At 63.9% G+C, this 17,317-nt stretch carries 17 protein-coding genes; 7 read left to right on the top strand and 10 right to left on the bottom strand.

All coding sequences use genetic code 11. The annotated features are described in order from the left end of the window. The first annotated feature begins 50 nt into the window (after positions 1-50). From odhB to sucD, 4 genes are all read left to right on the top strand, one after another. Entirely contained in the window at positions 51-1,304 is a 1,254-nt protein-coding gene (odhB, locus tag B9N72_RS07915; RefSeq protein ID WP_085275879.1) for a 2-oxoglutarate dehydrogenase complex dihydrolipoyllysine-residue succinyltransferase, read from the top strand. Positions 1,305-1,432: 128 nt separating this feature from the next. Next, positions 1,433-2,866: a dihydrolipoyl dehydrogenase gene (gene lpdA, locus B9N72_RS07910; RefSeq protein ID WP_085275878.1), complete on the top strand. Its 1,434-nt coding sequence runs from the start codon at positions 1,433-1,435 to the stop codon at positions 2,864-2,866. 280 nt (positions 2,867-3,146) lie between these two features. Further along, complete coding sequence (sucC, locus tag B9N72_RS07905; RefSeq protein ID WP_085275877.1) at positions 3,147-4,316, top strand: ADP-forming succinate--CoA ligase subunit beta; 1,170 nt, start codon at positions 3,147-3,149, stop codon at positions 4,314-4,316. Between the two features lie 27 nt (positions 4,317-4,343). Further along, complete coding sequence (gene sucD, locus B9N72_RS07900) at positions 4,344-5,228, top strand: succinate--CoA ligase subunit alpha (protein ID WP_085275876.1); 885 nt, start codon at positions 4,344-4,346, stop codon at positions 5,226-5,228. 209 nt (positions 5,229-5,437) lie between these two features. On the opposite strand, the gene B9N72_RS07895 is transcribed toward sucD, so the two are convergent. After that, positions 5,438-6,199 carry a sulfite exporter TauE/SafE family protein gene (locus tag B9N72_RS07895; RefSeq protein ID WP_085275875.1) on the bottom strand — a complete coding sequence of 254 codons (762 nt, stop codon included), beginning with the start codon at positions 6,197-6,199 and terminating at the stop codon, positions 5,438-5,440. 145 nt (positions 6,200-6,344) lie between these two features. Here B9N72_RS07895 and B9N72_RS07890 point away from each other — a divergent pair, with 145 nt between their 5' ends. Continuing rightward, a complete protein-coding gene (locus B9N72_RS07890; protein ID WP_234985919.1) occupies positions 6,345-7,250 on the top strand; it encodes a LysR family transcriptional regulator in 906 nt (301 codons plus the stop codon). A 99-nt stretch (positions 7,251-7,349) separates the two neighbouring features. Here the strand turns inward: B9N72_RS07890 and B9N72_RS07885 are convergent, their stop codons facing one another. From B9N72_RS07885 to B9N72_RS07870, 4 genes are all read right to left on the bottom strand, one after another. Next, positions 7,350-7,793, bottom strand: coding sequence for an LEA/WHy family protein (locus B9N72_RS07885; protein ID WP_085275873.1), 444 nt, complete (start codon positions 7,791-7,793; stop codon positions 7,350-7,352). 13 nt (positions 7,794-7,806) lie between these two features. Next, entirely contained in the window at positions 7,807-8,697 is an 891-nt protein-coding gene (locus tag B9N72_RS07880) for a LysR family transcriptional regulator (protein ID WP_085275872.1), read from the bottom strand. A 497-nt stretch (positions 8,698-9,194) separates the two neighbouring features. Further along, a complete protein-coding gene (locus B9N72_RS07875) occupies positions 9,195-9,851 on the bottom strand; it encodes a YiaD family glycine zipper/OmpA-like lipoprotein (RefSeq protein WP_085275871.1) in 657 nt (218 codons plus the stop codon). A gap of 247 nt (positions 9,852-10,098) precedes the next feature. Beyond that, the gene (locus B9N72_RS07870) at positions 10,099-11,883 is read right to left on the bottom strand and encodes an ABC transporter ATP-binding protein (RefSeq protein WP_085275870.1); all 1,785 of its coding nucleotides are present in this window, start codon (positions 11,881-11,883) and stop codon (positions 10,099-10,101) included. A gap of 78 nt (positions 11,884-11,961) precedes the next feature. On the opposite strand from B9N72_RS07870, the gene B9N72_RS07865 reads away from it, so the two are divergent. Both B9N72_RS07865 and B9N72_RS07860 read left to right on the top strand, forming a co-directional pair. Then, positions 11,962-12,450 carry an acyl-CoA thioesterase gene (locus B9N72_RS07865; RefSeq protein WP_008953125.1) on the top strand — a complete coding sequence of 163 codons (489 nt, stop codon included), beginning with the start codon at positions 11,962-11,964 and terminating at the stop codon, positions 12,448-12,450. 65 nt (positions 12,451-12,515) lie between these two features. Then, the gene (locus B9N72_RS07860; protein ID WP_085275869.1) at positions 12,516-13,205 is read left to right on the top strand and encodes a TIGR01621 family pseudouridine synthase; all 690 of its coding nucleotides are present in this window, start codon (positions 12,516-12,518) and stop codon (positions 13,203-13,205) included. Here B9N72_RS07860 and B9N72_RS07855 read toward each other — a convergent pair. Genes B9N72_RS07855 through B9N72_RS20710 form a run of 5 tightly spaced genes read right to left on the bottom strand, consistent with a single transcriptional unit; the run spans position 13,189 to position 17,122 of the window. Continuing rightward, positions 13,189-14,001 carry a ChbG/HpnK family deacetylase gene (locus B9N72_RS07855; protein WP_085275868.1) on the bottom strand — a complete coding sequence of 271 codons (813 nt, stop codon included), beginning with the start codon at positions 13,999-14,001 and terminating at the stop codon, positions 13,189-13,191. The two genes, B9N72_RS07860 and B9N72_RS07855, sit on opposite strands and share 17 nt — an antisense overlap. Further along, positions 13,998-14,384, bottom strand: a complete 387-nt coding sequence (locus tag B9N72_RS07850; RefSeq protein WP_085275867.1) for a GtrA family protein — start codon at positions 14,382-14,384, stop codon at positions 13,998-14,000. The genes B9N72_RS07855 and B9N72_RS07850 overlap by 4 nt, the downstream gene beginning before the upstream one ends. Then, positions 14,374-15,390, bottom strand: a complete 1,017-nt coding sequence (locus tag B9N72_RS07845; RefSeq protein WP_085275866.1) for a glycosyltransferase family 2 protein — start codon at positions 15,388-15,390, stop codon at positions 14,374-14,376. Before B9N72_RS07845 ends, B9N72_RS07850 begins: the two co-directional genes overlap by 11 nt. Then, positions 15,387-16,892 carry an ArnT family glycosyltransferase gene (locus tag B9N72_RS07840; protein WP_085275865.1) on the bottom strand — a complete coding sequence of 502 codons (1,506 nt, stop codon included), beginning with the start codon at positions 16,890-16,892 and terminating at the stop codon, positions 15,387-15,389. The genes B9N72_RS07845 and B9N72_RS07840 overlap by 4 nt, the downstream gene beginning before the upstream one ends. After that, positions 16,889-17,122, bottom strand: a complete 234-nt coding sequence (locus B9N72_RS20710) for a hypothetical protein (RefSeq protein WP_143477776.1) — start codon at positions 17,120-17,122, stop codon at positions 16,889-16,891. The genes B9N72_RS07840 and B9N72_RS20710 overlap by 4 nt, the downstream gene beginning before the upstream one ends. Between the last annotated feature and the right edge of the window lie 195 nt (positions 17,123-17,317).

Genomic DNA, 17,317 nt, shown 5'->3' with positions numbered 1-17,317 from the left:
TGACAGTGCACACGGGGGGAGGGCTCCCCCCGTCAACGGAGAAGACAATAATGTTGATCGAAGTGAAAGTTCCTCAGCTGCCGGAATCGGTTTCCGAAGCCACCCTGATGTCGTGGCACAAGAAGGTCGGCGAGTTCGTCAATCGTGACGAAAACCTGATCGATCTCGAAACCGACAAGGTCGTCCTGGAACTGCCGGCTCCGCAAGCCGGTGTTATCGTTCAGATCGTTGAGCAAGACGGCGCCACGGTGACCTCTGGCCAACTGATTGCCCAGATCGACACCGAAGCCAAGGCGGGTGAGGTTGCTCCGGCCGCCGCTGCTGCGGCCCCAGCTGCTGCCGCTCCGGCCGCCGCCGCCGCGGCACCGGGGGGCGCGGCCATGCCGTCCGCCGCCAAGCTGGCCGCCGAAGCCGGCGTGAACCTGGCCGACGTGAGCGGTTCCGGCCGTGACGGCCGTATCCTGAAGGAAGATGTGGCTGCCGCTGCTGCCAAGCCGGCTGCCGCTCCGGCCCAGTCCGGCCCCGTGGTGGCTCCGGCCGCTCCGGCTGCCGGTGTCGCTCTGGCCTCCACCCCGGCCGTGAACGTGGCCAGCCTGACCTCCGGTCGTCCGGAACAGCGCGTGCCGATGTCGCGTCTGCGTCAGCGCGTGGCCGAGCGTCTGGTGCTCTCCCAGCAGACCAACGCCATCCTGACCACGTTCAACGAAGTGAACATGAAGCCAGTGATGGACTTGCGCAACAAGTACAAGGACCGCTTCGAGAAGGAACACGGCATCAAGCTGGGCTTCATGGGCTTCTTCGTCAAGGCTGCCGTGGCCGCCTTGAAGAAATACCCGATCGTGAACGCCTCGGTCGACGGCAACGACATCATCTATCACGGCTACTTCGATATCGGCGTGGCCGTGGGCAGCCCGCGTGGCCTGGTGGTGCCGGTGATCCGTAACGCCGACCAGCTGAGCCTGGCCGAGATCGAGAAGCAGATCGCCGACTTCGGCAAGCGTGCCCAGGAAGGCAAGCTGACCGTGGAAGAGCTGACCGGCGGCACGTTTACCATCTCCAACGGCGGTACCTTCGGTTCGATGATGTCGACCCCGATCATCAACCCGCCGCAGTCCGCGATCCTCGGCATGCACGCTACCAAGGAACGTGCCGTGGTCGAGAACGGCCAGGTGGTGGTGCGCCCGATGATGTACCTGGCTCAGTCCTACGACCACCGCATCATCGACGGCCGCGAAGCTGTTCTGAGCCTGGTGGCGATCAAGGACGCGATCGAAGATCCGGCCCGCCTGATCCTCGACCTGTAAGGTCTTGCCTGCCCGGAATCGACGATTCCGGGCATTACGAATGTGCGTCGCCGTTTCTAGCAGAGACGGCGACACGGAGCCGGTCCAGGCGCTTGCCGGGACCGGCCTCCGCGAAACAGGGGAATTCAATGAGTCAGCAGTTTGACGTCGTCGTCATCGGCGGCGGCCCTGGCGGCTACGTGGCCGCCATTCGCGCAGCGCAGCTGGGCTTCAACACCGCTTGCGTCGACGCCTACAAGAACCCGGAAGGCAAGCCTTCCCTCGGTGGTACCTGCCTGAACGTAGGCTGCATCCCGTCCAAGGCGTTGCTGCAGTCGTCGGAAAACTTCCACGCCGTGCAGCACGACTTCGCCAAGCACGGCATCACGGTGGACGGCGCCAAGATGGACGTCGCCGAGATGCTCAAGCGCAAGGACGGCATCATCACCAAGAACGCCGGCGGTATCGCCTTCCTGTTCAAGAAGAACAAGGTCGCGAACATCCACGGTCTGGCCAGCCTGAAAGGCCGCCAGGGCGAGCGCTGGGTGATCGAGGTCAGCGACAACGGTGCCGTGGTCGACACCCTGGAAGCCACCCATGTCATCATCGCCACCGGGTCCAACCCGCGTCAGCTGCCGGGCCTGCCGGTCGACAACCAGCTGGTACTGGATAACGCCGGCGCCCTGGCGCTGAGCGCCACTCCTAAGCGCCTGGGCGTGATCGGCGCCGGCGTGATCGGCCTGGAAATGGGTTCGGTCTGGAAGCGTCTGGGCGCCGAGGTGACCATCCTCGAAGCGATGCCGACCTTCCTCGCTGCCGCCGACCAGCAGATCGCCAAGGAAGCCTTCAAGACGCTGACCAAGGACACCGGTCTCGACATCAAGCTGGGCGTGAAGATCGGCGAGATCAAGACTGCGACCGACAGCGTTACCGTGAACTACGAGCTGAACGGTGAAGCCTTCAGCGCCGAGTTCGACAAGCTGATCGTGTCGATCGGCCGCGTGCCGAACACCGCCGGCCTGGGCGGCGAGAACGTCGGTCTGCAGATGGACGAGCGTGGCTTCGTGGTGGTGGATGACCACTGCCATACCAACCTGCCGAACATGTGGGCGATCGGTGACGTGGTGCGCGGTCCGATGCTGGCGCACAAGGCGTCGGAAGAAGGTGTGGCCGTGGCCGAGCGCATCGCCGGCCAGAAGCCGCACGTCGACTTCGGCGTGATTCCGTGGGTGATCTATACCTCGCCGGAAATCGCCTGGGTCGGCAAGACCGAAGAGCAGCTCAAGGCCGAAGGCATTGAGTACAAGAAGGGCACGTCCGGCTTCGCTGCCAACGGCCGCGCGCTGGGTCTTGGCCAGGCGCAAGGTACCGTGAAGATCCTGGCTTGCGCCAAGACCGACCGTATCCTCGGCCTGCACATGATTGGCCCGATGGTGTCCGAGCTGGTCACCGAAGGCGTGGTGTCGATGGAGTTCAAGGCGGCCAGCGAAGACCTGGCACGTATCGTCCACGCCCATCCGTCGCTGTCCGAAGTGGTACATGAGGCGGCGCTGGCGGCTGACAAGCGCGCGCTGCACGGCTAAAACGGTGTTCAGACGGCGACAGTGTCAAGACGCTGTTGCGTGCACGGCGGGCGGATTTTATAGTCGCTCAGCGCTTCGAAACCCTTATGTACTTGATGTACATTCCGGTTGCGGCGCTCCGAGTGCCTCGTTTTGGCTCAGCCCGCCGAGTCTGAACTCTCGTCTTGCGCTGGATTGATTGACCCATCCGCCCGTGATGCGGGCGGTAAATTTGCAGAATCCCAGGCATAGCAAGGTTGGCCGAAAGGCCCGCCGACTATCCACCGAAAGGAAACCATAGATGAACCTGCACGAATACCAAGCGAAAGAGCTGCTGGCCAAGTACGGCCTGCCGGTGCAACAAGGCATTCTGGCTCACTCGCCGGAAGAAGCCGCCGCTGCTTACGACAAGCTGGGCGGCAAGTTTGCCGTTGTGAAGGCCCAGGTCCACGCCGGTGGCCGTGGCAAGGCCGGTGGTGTGAAAGTGGTGAAGAGCCGCGAAGAAGCCGCCGAAGTCGCCAAGACGCTGATCGGCACCAACCTGGTGACCTATCAGACCGACGCGGCTGGTCAGCCGGTGAACAGCGTGCTGGTATGCGAAGACATGTACCCGGTACAGCGCGAGCTGTACCTGGGCGCCGTGGTTGACCGTGGCACCCAGCGCGTGGTGTTCATGGTGTCCACCGAAGGCGGCGTGGAAATCGAGAAAGTTGCCGAAGAAACCCCGGAAAAGATCATCAAGGTCGAAGTGGACCCGCTGGTCGGCATGCAGCCGTTCCAGGCGCGCGATTGCGCGTTTGCCCTGGGCCTCTCCGGCAAGCAAGTTGCCGAATTCACCAAGCTGATGCTGGGCGCCTACGAAGCCTTCGTGGCCAACGACTTCGCGCTGTTCGAAGTGAACCCGCTGGCGCTGCGTGAAAACGGCGAACTGGCTTGCGTCGACGGCAAGATCAACCTCGACTCCAACGCTCTGTACCGTCACCCGGAACTGCTGGCCCAGCGCGACAAGTCGCAGGAAAACGAGCGTGAAGTGAAGGCTTCCGAGTTCGACCTGAACTACGTGGCTCTGGAAGGCAACATCGGCTGCATGGTGAACGGCGCCGGTCTGGCGATGGCCACCATGGACATCATCAAGCTGAAGGGTGGCCAGCCGGCCAACTTCCTGGACGTGGGCGGCGGCGCCACCAAGGAGCGCGTGATCGAAGCGTTCAAGCTGATCCTGGCCGATACCTCGGTGAAGGGCGTGCTGATCAACATCTTCGGCGGCATCGTGCGCTGCGACATGATTGCCGAGGCGATCATCGCCGCCGTGAAGGAAGTGAACGTGACCGTGCCGGTCGTTGTGCGCCTGGAAGGCAACAACGCCGAGCTGGGCGCCAAGATTCTGGACGAATCCGGTCTGAAGCTGACCTCCGCCCAGGGCCTGAACGACGCAGCCGAGAAGATCGTTGCTGCCGTTGCCGCTCTCTAATCACCTGCACCGCATAAGGATTTCAAAATGAGCGTATTGGTCAACAAAGATACGAAAGTGCTGGTGCAAGGTTTCACCGGCAAGAACGGTACCTTCCACGCCGAACAGGCGCTGAAGGTCGGCACCAAGGTCGTCGGTGGCGTGACCCCGGGCAAGGGCGGTTCCGAGCATCTGGGCCTGCCGGTGTTCAACACCATGAAGGACGCCGTGCGTCAGACCCAGGCCGATGCCTCGGTGATCTACGTACCGGCAGCGTTTGCCAAGGACTCCATCCTGGAAGCCGTGGACGCCGGCGTGAAGCTGATCGTCTGCATCACCGAAGGCGTGCCGACCCTCGACATGCTGTACGTGAAGAAGGCCGTAGACGAAGCCGGCATCCGCCTGATCGGCCCGAACTGCCCCGGCATCATCACCCCGGGCGAGTGCAAGATCGGCATCATGCCGTGGCACATCCACAATCCGGGCCGCATCGGTATCGTGTCCCGTTCGGGCACCCTGACCTACGAAGCCGTGGCGCAAACCACCGCTCTGGGTCTGGGCCAGTCCACGTGTATCGGTATCGGCGGCGACCCGATCCCGGGTACCAGCCACATCGACGCCCTGAAGCTGTTCCAGGACGATCCGGACACCGACGCCATCGTGATGATCGGTGAAATCGGCGGTACCGCTGAAGAAGAAGCGGCCGAGTTCGCCAAGCAGTACGTGACGAAGCCGGTAGTCGGCTACATCGCCGGCGTTACTGCGCCGAAGGGCAAGCGCATGGGCCACGCTGGCGCCATCATCTCCGGCGGCAAGGGCACGGCCGAAGAGAAGTTCAAGGCCTTCGAGCGTGCAGGCATCGCCTACACCCGCAGCCCGGCCGAAATCGGCAAGACCATGTTCGAACTGCTGAAAAGCAAGGGCATGATCTAAGTCGTCAAGACTGGCTGATCCAAGCAAAACGCCACCGGAAACGGTGGCGTTTTTTTTATGGAAAACGAGGCCGGCGGGTTGACCGCTGGTTCTTCTTCAGATGGCTTTTCCGGCCCTGCCGTGTGTGCCTCCGCAGGATGCCTACCCGCTTGCTGGGAGGCTGCGTGGCCAGGAGCCGGTGAGGTCATGGCAAGGGCCGGATGCAGGGGTCAAGCCTTGATCATGTCGTAGCCGAGCTTGACGATCAGGATGGCCAGCAGGCACAGGAACAGCATGCGGATGAACGCGGTGCCGCGTTTCATGGCGATGCGGGTCCCGACCCAGGCCCCCAACATGTTGCTGAGTGCCATCGGAGCGGCGACGCCATACAGCACCTTGCCGGTGGGGACGAAAAAGCACAGCGCTGCAATGTTGGTGGCCAGGTTCACCAGTTTGGCAGAGGCGGAAGCCTGCAGGAAATCGAAGGCAAAGCAGCGGATGAAGAGAAAGATCAGGAAGCTGCCGGTGCCAGGGCCGAACAGCCCGTCATAAAAGCCGATCGCCCCACCGACCAGCAGCGACAGCAGGCGCTCGCGCCAGCCCACCGAGAGCGGGCGCCGCACCGCGCCGAAGTCCTTCTTGAAAAAGGTATAGAGCGCCATGGCGACGATGAGCACCAGTACCAGCGGACGCAGCACCGCCGTCGGTACCGCCGACACGGCGGCGGCGCCCAGGAACGCCATGGCAAAGGCACTGAAGGCGGCTGGCAGCACCAGGCTCCAGGGAATTGCCACTCTGCCGATGAAGGAACGGGCCGCAAGCGAGGTGCCGCAGGCCGACGCGAGCTTGTTGGTGCCGAGCAGTGTGGCGGACGGTACGGCAGGCAGAATGTTGAATAGCGCCGGAATCTGGATCAGCCCGCCACCGCCGACGGCGGCATCGATCAGTCCGGCACAGAAAGCAAAACCGCATAGCAAGGTCAAGGTCAGCATGGAGTCGCTCAGAACGGGGAAATGGCATGGCCCCGGCAGCAGAAGGCCGGGAACCGATTGACGGCGAGTATAGAAGAGCCGGATGGATTGTGTTGCAATATGGTGTTGCGTTAATTGCAATATGAGAGAGCCGATGCAGTTACCCTTGCTGTGGGAAATCAGTGTGTTCTGTGCCGTGGCAGAAAAGCGCAGCTTTGTCGCCGCCGCCCGGCTGTTGGGGCGCTCTCCCAGCGCCGTGACGCGGGCGATCCAGGCCTTGGAATACGAGGTTGGCAGTACTCTGTTGCAGCGCTCGCAGAAATTGGTGAGCCTGACCGCAGCGGGAGAGAGCTATTACGCCTACGCCAGGCAGATGCTGGATCTGCAGGCGGATGCTCAGGAGGAACTGGCCGGCCTCGGCGCGGCGGCGCAGGGCTGGATACGTTTTGCCGCACCGGAAAACCTCGCCATCGGCGTGTTGCCGGAGGTGATCGCCGAGTTCGCCATCCTGCACCCCGATGTGCGCATCGATGTGCGTTTCACTGACGAAATGCTGGACCCGATTCGGGAAAAGCTGGATTTTGCGATACGCGGGGCATTTCCCCAGGACAGCGAGCTGATCGGTTTCCCCTTGTGGGATTACCGCCGTCATCTGTTTGCCAGCCCGGACTACATTCGTCGGCGTGGGCTACCCGCGTTGCCCGAAGAGCTGGTGGAGCACGAGCTCATCGTGCATACGGCGCCTCGCATCCTGAAAGACTGGTATTTCGTGTCGGACGGGCGGCAGTTCCGCAGTAAGGTACAGCCCCGCTACCGCTTCAATTCGGGCGTGGCGGTGTATCAGGCGGCGCGGCATGGGGTGGGGATTGCCCGATTGGCCAGCTGGCTGGCGGCACCGGCGGTAAGGGAGGGGGCCCTCGTCAAAGTCTGCCCGGATTATCGGGTGACCTCTTCCCGTGGCCAGGATCCGCAAATGCACGCCGTCTATGCGACCAGCGGGCAGCCCAGGCGGGTTCGGCTGTTTCTGGAGCGGTTGCGTGCTTGGGCAAGCAAGGCCGACTCTCTCTTGTAAGGCTGGGCTTGCCCGGTGCTCGAGGCTAGGCGCTAGACAGGAGGGCGATAGCGCCGCCGCCAGGGAGGGCGCCCCCCGGCCACCTGGCGCCAACCTTGTTCAATGCGGGCGGCTCCATTCGCCCTTGCTGCTGAACGGCAGCGTGCCCAGGCCGTTGATATCTTGCAGCTGGCCGTTGATTTCGTAGTCCAGCGTGCTGTCCGGGTGTTCCAGCAGGCGGCCGACCTGTTTCAGCCAGTGGCGGGTGCTGGTGTGCAGTTCGACCTTGACCAGGCTTTCGCTCAGCGCCGCGACCTGGATCGCCTGGGGGCTGACCCCGCGCGCCAGTTTCTCGCCGCCGACGGCGACGTCGAATACCAGTCCCTTCGCCGAGAGGGCGTAGTTGTTCGGGTTTTGTAGCCGCAGCGTGAGGGTGAAGGTCTGCTCGAACAGCGTGCTCTTACCGGGCTCGATATCGGCGATCGACACCTGCGGCTTTTGCCAGGAGAGGGTCGAGCAGGCGGTCAGCAGCAGGCTGAGCAGCAGTAGTTTCAGGGTTTTCATCGTGCTTCCTTGTCTATTCCAGGCTACCCAGCATGTCGCGCGACATCTGGATCCAGGCACGCGCGGCGTGTGAGAGATAGACCTCCTTTTGCCAGATCAGTGCCAGATGCCAGATGATCTCCTTCTCGTCGAGCGGGATGACGTCGAAGGGGCGCCCGTACAACCGGGCCGCCACGCTTTCCGGCAGCAGCGCGATGCCGAGGCGGGCTTCCACCATGGCGGCGATGAAGTCCCAGTGGGCGCTGCGTCCGGCGATATGAATGGTTTTGCCCAAGCGGCGAAAGCCTTGGCTGACCAGGGTGGAGAGCGAGAAGTCCTCGGGGTAGAACACGATCGGTTCGTCGACGATGTCGGCGAGCTTGACGCTGCGCTTGCCGTGCCAGCGCGACTGGTCCGGGGCCACCAGGCACAGGCGGTCACGCACGAAGCTGAAAGTGTTGAACACCTGGCGATCGACCGGCAGCACCGCTACGCCGATTTCCAGCTGCCCGGAACGGATGTTGCTCTCGATCGAGCGCGCACCGTATTCGACCATCTTCAGTTCGACGTTGGGGTAGTGGGCCCGGAACGAGCTGACCACCGGCGCGAAGAAGGCGCCGCCGACCATCGGCGGTAGGCCGACGATCAGCTCGCCGCGGGTCAGGGCCGACAGGTCGGTCAGCTCGGTTTTCAGGCGGGCCATCGCGGCCAGCACGTCCTGCCCGCGCTCGTAGGCGACCTTGCCGGCATCGCTCAACTGGAAGCTGCGGCCTTCACGGATGATCAGTTGCGTGCCCAGTTCTTCTTCCAGTTGCTTGACCATCTTGCTGATGGTGGGCTGGGTCACGAACAGGGCATCGGCGGCGCGTGTAAAGCTTTGACGGCGCACTACTTCAATGAAATAACGCAGCGCTTTGACGTCCATGTTGGTGCATTCCAAAAGTGAATGGTAAGGATAATTTTAATTCATTTCTAGAATGAATTCGGGCTCACTATACTACGAGCTCTCCCTGTGTGTTGTGTGTGTTGTGCAGCAGGAGGGTGTGTGGGGTCGGTGCGGAAGACTGTCGCTGATCTTCCTCCTTGCTGTGAGTCGATACCTGCCAGCGCTGTTGCCCTTCTGGGGCATGCTTTAGCCGGGCACAGCCTGGCAAGGTTAGACTTGAACGAATTGTGTTCTGGCCCCATGTCTGGGGATAGGACGGGTGGCATGGCCACCCTGGATCTGCACATTGCCGCCTTGCGGTAGTGTGGTCAGGTTCCGCAAGGCGCTGCTTTGCGGGCGTGTTATTGTAGTTCCTCCATTACTGAGCGTTGTTAAGGCCGACTATTCGTCGGCCTTTTTTTTTTACACCCGCCGCGGTCGCAAACAAAAAACCGGAGGGCTCGCCTCCGGTTGGATTGTCATGCCGGGTGGGGTGATCAGCTGGCTTTCGGGTTGATCAGGATTTCCACGCGGCGGTTCTTGGCGCGGCCTTCGGCCGTGGCGTTGCTGGCGATCGGCTGGTTCTGGCCGTAGCCGACGGGGTTGATACGGCTGCCGGCGACGCCACGCGATTGCAGGAAGCCCGCGACGGACTGGGCACGGCGTTGCGACAGCGTCTGGTTGTAGGCCACGTTGCCGGTGTTGTCGGTATGCCCGGCGACGGTGATGGTGGTATCCGGGTACTGGGTCAGCACGTTGGAGACATCGGTCAGTGCCGTGCGTACGGAGGGCTGCAGGTCGGCGCTGTTGACGGCGAAGGTGACGTTGTCCGGCATGGTCAGCTTGATTTGGTCGCCGACGCGGTCGACGCCGACCTGGGTGTTGGCCAGCTTGTCGCGCAGCTGTTTTTCCTGGTAGTCCATGTAGGCGCCCACGCCGGCCCCGACGATGCCACAGCCCAGCGCCGCGTTGCGTGCGCCCTTGCTGCCGTGGGTGGCGGCACCGGCAATGCCGCAGGCGGCGGCGGCACCGAGGCCGTACATGGCGGTCTTGCTCATCTGGCTTTGGCCGGTTTGCGGGTTGGTGGTGCAGGCGGCGAGGCCGACGCTCAGGGCGACGGCGGCGGTGAGCAGGGTTTTCGAGTGTTTGAACATGAGTGCCTCCACGGAGTAACAGTCGGGAATCGGGACAGGTGTGCGCGTGGCCTTACCTGGGGATGATGGCAGGGTGGATGCAGCCGCGAGCACCGGACGGCCGGTCTGCGCGCGGCGCTGCCCGGGGCCAACTTGGGCAGGATTATAGACGCAGGGTTGCCGTGAATCCCGCCGTCTTAACAATTGTTAAACAATCACTTGATTCGCGTAACGCGGGCACGAGCCGTGCCTGAGCCCTGGCCGGGGCTCAGACCAGGCTCGGCGGACTGTCGAGAACGGGGCGTTCGCCGGTCTGCAGCCGCCACAGCGCGGCGTAGCTGCCGTTCTGTACCAGCAGGCTGTCGTGGGTGCCGGACTCGACGATGGTGCCGTGCTCCATGACGTGGATGCAGTGGGCGTGGCGTACCGTGGACAGGCGGTGGGCGATGACCAAGGTGGTGCGGTTGCGCGAGATGACGTCGAGCGAACGCTGGATAGCGGCTTCGGTTTCGTTGTCGACCGCGCTGGTGGCTTCGTCCAGCACTAAGAGCGGTGGGTTCTTCAGGATGGCGCGTGCCAGCGCCAGGCGCTGGCGCTGGCCGCCCGACAGTTTCTGGCCGCGCTCGCCGATCGGGGTGTCGTAGCCCTGTGGCAGGCGGACGATGTAGTCGTGCGCTTCGGCTGCCTTGGCGGCGGCCACGATCGCCGCGCGGCTGACTTGGCCCAGCCCGTAGGCGATGTTGTCGGCCACGCTACCGTCGGTGAGGAACACGTCCTGGCTGACGTAGCCGATGGCGCGGCGCAGGTCGGTAAGATCGAGCTGCTGGATGTCGTGGCCGTCGAGGCGGATTTGTCCGGTCTGGGGCTGGTAGAAGCGTAGCAGCAGTTTCACCAGCGTGCTCTTGCCGGAGCCGGTGGCACCGACGAAGGCGACGGTCTGGCCGGGCTCGATGGTGAGCGTGACGTCCTGCAGCGTGGGGGCGTCGGCGTAGGCGAAGGACAGTGCGTCGAACTCCAGCCGTCCGGCGACGTGTGCCGCCGGAAGATGACGGCCCTCGTAGGGGATGGTCTGAGGCGTGGCCAGCACCCCCAGTACGCGCTCGATCGAGGCCATCGAGCGCTGGTACAGGTCGGCGATGTCGGCAAGGCCGGTGAGCGGCCACAGCAGGCGCTGGGTCAGGTAGACCAGCACCGAGTAGCTGCCGACACCGATTTCGCCGTGGGTTGCCATCCAGCCGCCGTAGACCAGGGTGGCGACGAAGCCCGCCAGGATGGCCATGCGGATCACCGGGGTGATGGCGGCCGAGAGCTGGATGGCGCGCGCGTTGGTGCTGCGGTAGTGCTCGCTGGCGTCGTGGATGTGACCGGCTTCGAACTCTTCGGCGGTGAAGGCCTTGATGGTGGCGATGCCGAGCAGGTTGTTGTTGAGGCGGCCGTTGATCACCCCGGCGGCCTCGCGCACCTCGGCGTAGCGCGGCGCGAGGCGGCGCTGGAACCAGAAGGTGCCGTACAGGATCAGCGGCACCGGCAAGAGCGAGATCAGCGCCAGTTTGGGCGCCAGCAGGAAGAACACCGCGCCGACCATCAGCGAGGAGCAGAACACCTGGATGATGCTGTTGGCGCCACCGTTGAGGAAGCGCTCCATCTGGTTGATGTCGTCGTTGAGGATGGCCATCAGCTTGCCGATGCTCTTGTTCTCGAAGTAGGCGAGCGGCAGCTTTTGCACATGGCGGTAGGCGTCCAGCCGCAGTTCGTGTTGCAGGCTTTGCGCCAGGTTGCGCCACTTGACCTCGTAGAGGAACTGGAACAACGATTCTCCACCCCAGATCAGCACCGTGAGCAGGCCCAGCAGCAGCAACTGCTGCATGGTGTCGGTGATGCCGAAGCGTGCCAGGAACGAAGCTTGCTTGTTGACCACCACGTCGACGGCGACGCCGATCAGCACCTCGGGCAGGATGTCGAAGAACTTGTTGAGCACCGAGTACAGCGCGGCGAGGCGGGCGTCCCGCCGGTACTGGCGCGCATAGTCGAACAGTCGCGAAAGGGCGTTCATGGTATCGTCCGGGTAGCGGTAGACAGCGATTCTACTGCAGTACATAACAGATAGATAATGACCCAGGGAACACAGAAAATGACTGAAACGAGCAATCATCCGACGCAGCGCGAGCTGGTGATGTCGGTACTGATGATGCCCGATATGGCGAACTTCTCCGGCAATGTGCACGGCGGGGTGCTGCTGAAGTTGCTGGACCAGGTGGCCTACGCCTGCGCCAGCCGCTACGCCGGCTGCTACGTGGTGACGCTGTCGGTGGACCAGGTGCTGTTCAAGCAGCCGATCCACGTCGGCGAACTGGTGACGTTCTACGCCAGCGTCAACCACGTCGGCCGGACCTCGATGGAAGTCGGCATCAAGGTGGTGGCCGAAGACATCCAGCAGCGTACGGTGCGTCACACCAACAGCTGCTACTTCACCATGGTGGCGATGGAGCAGGGCAAGCCGGCGGCAGTGCCGGCGCTGTCGCTCGACACCGAGACCCATCGCAAGCGCTTCCGCGACGCGGAGATCCGCAAGCGCATGCGCATGGAGGCCGAGGCGCGCATGAACGAGGCGCTGTCCTGAGCAAGACTGAGAACCAGAGGCCGCTTCGCTGTTAGAATCGGCCTCTTTTTCATGGTGAGTGCGCCGTGTTCGACCTGATTGCCACCGATCCCCGTTTCTACGTCATCGCCAAGCATCCCGGCGTGAGTTTTCATCGTCAGGGCGACGAGGCCGGGCTGATGGAGGCGCTGCGCGCGCAACTGGCCGACGACGCCTTGTGGCCGGTGCACCGTCTTGACCGGCTGACCTCGGGGCTGTTGCTGGTGGCGCGCTCGGCCGAGGTGGCGTCAAGGTTGGCCGAAGCCTTCGCCGCACGCGAGATCGAGAAATACTACCTGGCGCTGTCGGATCGCAAGCCGCAGAAGAAACAGGGACTGGTGCGGGGCGACATGGTGAAGGGGCGTGGCGGTGCTTGGCGCCTGCTGCCGTCTTCGGCCAACCCCGCCATCACCCAGTTCTTCAGCTTCTCGCTGGCCCCGGGGCTGCGACTGTTCATCCTGCGTCCGCACAGCGGCAAGACGCACCAGCTGCGCGTGGCGTTGAAAAGCCTGTCGGTGCCGATTCTGGGCGACGAGCTATACGGCGGCACCCCGTCCGACCGGGGCTACCTGCACGCCTACTCGCTGGCGTTCCGCTTGGACGGCGAGCGCTTCCACTTCGTCTGCCCGCCCCGACACGGTGCGCAGTTCCTCTCCGTGGCGTTGCTGGCTGCACTGCAAAAACCGGAGTGGCAGCCCGAGGCGCTGCCCTGGCCGGTTCTCAACTTCCCAGCCTGAGCGGTTGGGCGAAGCGTTCCAGAACGACGCCGTTGCGCTGGCAGTCTTCCACGAAGGCGGCGCTGGCCAGATAGCGGTATTCCTGCTGCCGCGCCGCGCCGATCGGGTCACTGCTGTCCTCTGCCGGCAGTCCTGGGTGGCACATGATCAGGCCGCCGTCTTGGCAGCGCTGCAGCCAGCGCCGCATCAGACCGGGAAAATCCGCTTCCGCGGTCAAGGAGTACAGCCCGCCGAACCAGTCTGGAGTGCACAGGCCGCGATGGCGGGCCTTGCCGGCGAAGCCGGCGCACAGCGCCTTGAGCACCATCCCCTTGCCCTGGCTGTCTCCGCTGTCGCCGAGCCGATCCGGCGCCCGCAGATAGGGTTGAGCCCGCCCCCTCCAGCGCAGCGCCACGGCCTCGAGCAGAGCGTCGCGCACCACCGGCAGGGCATGCACATGCTGGTGTCCGTCGAGGTAGTCCGGGAGCCGGCCAAAATGCTCGGCGAAGGCGTCGATCTGGCGCAGCAGCGTGTCGCGCAAGGCCGGCCGCGACAGCAGACGGAGCCGGCTGTAGAGCAGCCAGTGGCCGAGCGGCCGGGCGCTGTCGTCGAACGGGTGGGTCAGGTTGCAGTGCAGGCCGATGTCGGCATGGGGGGCTCGTTGTGCCAGTTCACCGGCCAGCGCCGGCCACAGCGGCGAGAGGCTGAACACGCTGGTGGCGCTCAGGCGGCGCCGTTCCAGCAGGGTCAGGATGCCCTCGCTGATGGCGGGCGACTGCGCGAAATCGTCGGCGCACAGGGTCAGGCGGCGGCTCATGCCGGATGCTTCCCGGCAAAGGCCCATAGTTTGCTCAGCGCGAAGGTGAACACGGCCACCAGCACCAGCACCAGCAGCAGGGCGCTGCGGTAATCCAGCGCGGTGAAGCGCAACAGCACGAAGTACAGTGCCTCGTTCAGTCCAAAACTCAGGCTGGCCACGCCGAAAAAGCGGGGCAGCGACTGGCGGTGCGGGACATGGTGGGCCTGAAAGGTCAGCCGGCGGTGCCCCCAGTAGCTGATCTGGAACGCCAGCAGGAAGGCGGCGACGTTGGCCGCCAGCGGCGGCAGGCCCATCGGCACCAGCCACAGGCTGACGATGACGAAGTGCGCCAGCATGGCGCTGACGCCGACGCAGCCGAATACCAGCAGTTCACGTTTCATGGCGCGGGGCGTGTTCCTTGTCGGCCGGGGAGACAATACGGCTGATCAGGTAATTCGGGCGCTGCTTCACCTCGTCGAAAATCCGTCCGACGTATTCGCCGAGGATGCCGATCGAGAGCAACTGGATGCCGCCGAGGAAGGTCACCGCGACCGCCAGCGTCGGCCAGCCGTGCAGCGGGTTGCCAAAGACCAGGGTGCGGAACGCCTCATAGAAGGCATAGCCGATCGCCACCAGCGAAATGGCGCTGCCGACCAGGGTCCAGATGCGCAGCGGCATGGTGGAGAACGAGGTCAGGCCGGTCAGCCCGAGATCGAGCAGGCGCTTGAAGTTGAAGCTGCTCTGGCCCGAACGGCGGACGTTGGTATGGGTCTCCAGCCCGAGCCGGGTGAAGCCGACCCAGTTGTACAGGCCCTTCATGAAGCGGTCGCGCTCCGGCATGGCGCGCAGGGCGTCGAGGATGTTGCGGTCGAGCACGCGGAAGTCCTGGGTGTTTTCCGGAATCTTCAAGCGCGCCCCGGTATTCAGCAGGGTGTAGAACACGCGGGTGAAGCAGCGCTTCGCCAGGCTCTCGCCTTCGCGGCTGGAGCGCACGCTGTACACCATGTCGTAGCCGCGGCGCCACTGCGCCAGAAATTCCGGCACCAGCTCGGGCGGATGCTGGAAGTCCCCATCGATCAGCACCGCCACATCCCCCCCGGCCTGGTTCACCCCGGCGGTCAGCGCGATCTCCTTGCCGAAGTTGCGCGACAGCTGCACCAGGGTCACCGGTAGCGGGGCCGTTTCGCTCAGTACTTTCTCCACGGTGGCATCGCGGCTGCCGTCGTCGACCACGATCAGCTCGTGGCGGTAGCCATGCTCCTTGAGCAGGCCGTGCAGCGTCTGCAACAGCGGCACGATGTTCTCGGCCTCGTTGTAGGCCGGGATGATGCAGCTTACCAACGGATCGGCGGGACGCTCGGCCGCGTGCAGGCCAAGCAGGTAGGGAGGAACGATCTCTTCCTTCATGTCGGGCTCCGGAGAGGCTCAGTGGCTGGCGCAGCGGGGCGTGGTGGCTGGTGTTCACGCAGCAGCAGGGTAACGTCTTTCATGTTGCGGAAGCGGCCGACTTCTTCGAAGCCGGCCCGTACTACCGGCGGCAGTTCGGCGACTTCCTTGGCATCGACGGCGATGTAGTCGCGCGTCGTATTATGCAGCAGCGCCTCGAAACGTGCCGAGTCGGTACTGCTGCGGGCGCGGCCAGCAGAATAAAACTCCGCCGAAAACTCGCGGCGGCGGTCCCAGTACAGCAACTGGCTGTCCGAACTCGGCTGTTCGTGCTGCCATGCGTCGATCAACCGTTTCTGGCTGCGTCCGACCGCCTCGGGCCGCAGCACGAAGGCGGCGGTGGCTGCCAGTGCGATCACGGCGCTGACCAGCCCCAGGGCCGGCAGCCAGCGGCCGCGCTGCGGCAGGTCCGCACGCTGCCACAACTCGGCAAACAGCAAGGCGAAGCCCGGCAGCATCGGCATCGAATAGGGCCAGATGATGTTGCCGGAGAGGCTGAAGAACAGCAGCGTCATCAAGGTCCACAGGGCGATGTACAGCAACCAGCCGTCCTGGTCGCGACACAGGGCAGGCAGGCGACGGCGCTGGCGTGCCAACCAAGGCAGCATCGCCAGCGACCACGGCAGCAGGGCGGCCACGGTATAGGGCCAGATCATGCCGTGCGGGGTGGCATGGGCGAAGCCGTAGCGGTCGCCTTTCCAGCCCGGATCGAGGAAGCGGGAGACGTGCTCGCCCATGATGAAGTAATTGAGGAAGCCTGGGGTGCGGTGTTCTGCCAGCAGGTACCAGGGGGCGGCGATCAGCAGCGTGACGACGAGACCGCCGAACCAGGGCAGGTGCTGCCACAAAGGCTTCCATTGCTTGCGGGCGATCACCCACAGCCCGATCGGCATCGCCGCCAGCACGATGGCGACCGGCCCCTTGGCCAAGAGGCCGACCCCCATGCCGACGAAGAACGCATAGCCCCAACGCCGGCTACGTTGAGCCAACGCATGCCAGAAAGCAGTCTGGATCAGGGTGACGGAAAACATCAGCGCCGGGTCGGTCATTACTGTGCCGGCCGCGAGGTAGAACAGCAGGCCGCCGGACAGGACCAGCACGCAGGCCAGGGCGGCATCGCGACCGCTGCGTGCGGCGGCCAGCGAGGCGGTCAGCGCCACGGTACCGACGGAGAGCAGCAGGGCCGGCAGGCGTGCCGCCAGTTCGTTCACCCCGAATGCCCCCATGAACGCGGCAGACAGCCAGGTGGAGAGCGGCGGCTTGGCCCAGAACGGGATTTGGTAGTCGTGCCACAGTGTCACCCAGTTGCCGGTTTCCAGCATCTTGCGGGCAATCTCGGCGTAACGGGCTTCGGTAGTGTCATTGAGCGGGATCAGGGCCATGGCCAGCAGGCGCACCACGATCAGCGCCAGCAGCACAAAAACGGCTTGGCGCTGCCAGCCGGGTCGAGAAGAGGGTTTCATCCTGTATTTCTGGTGTCGTCCGGGTACTGCCTGGGCAGGTCCGCCCGGCAGGATTTGTCTGTTTTTAGAAAGCGCAATTCTACCGATGTTGGCGTCATTCCCTTAAGGAATCCTGACGACGGCACACTGCCCACCAGTATCGATGGCAAGGTGCTGCCGTTTTCCTGCAAAGCTTGCTGGCGCGGATGGAGTGGAGTAGTCTCGCCAAGCCATCCGGCAATGCTTTTCAAGGTGCTATTTTCATGAACACGTTGGCTTGCTTGACCCGGGCAGGGGCCAACCGCAGTCGCCTGCCCATGAACTGGTACACCCTCGACGTCGTCCTCGCTGACGACTTCCCCCGCGCCTGAGTTTCTCCGCCGCCGCTCGGTGGCATCCGTCTTTTTCCTGCATACCGTTTAAACTGAAGACAGAGGCTGTCGCTC

This window comes from Pseudogulbenkiania subflava DSM 22618 (assembly GCF_900177275.1).
Classification (GTDB): Bacteria; Pseudomonadota; Gammaproteobacteria; order Burkholderiales; family Chromobacteriaceae; genus Pseudogulbenkiania; species Pseudogulbenkiania subflava.
The sequence above is the reverse complement of the archived record's forward strand: the minus strand, read 5'-3'. Positions and strand labels throughout refer to the sequence as shown.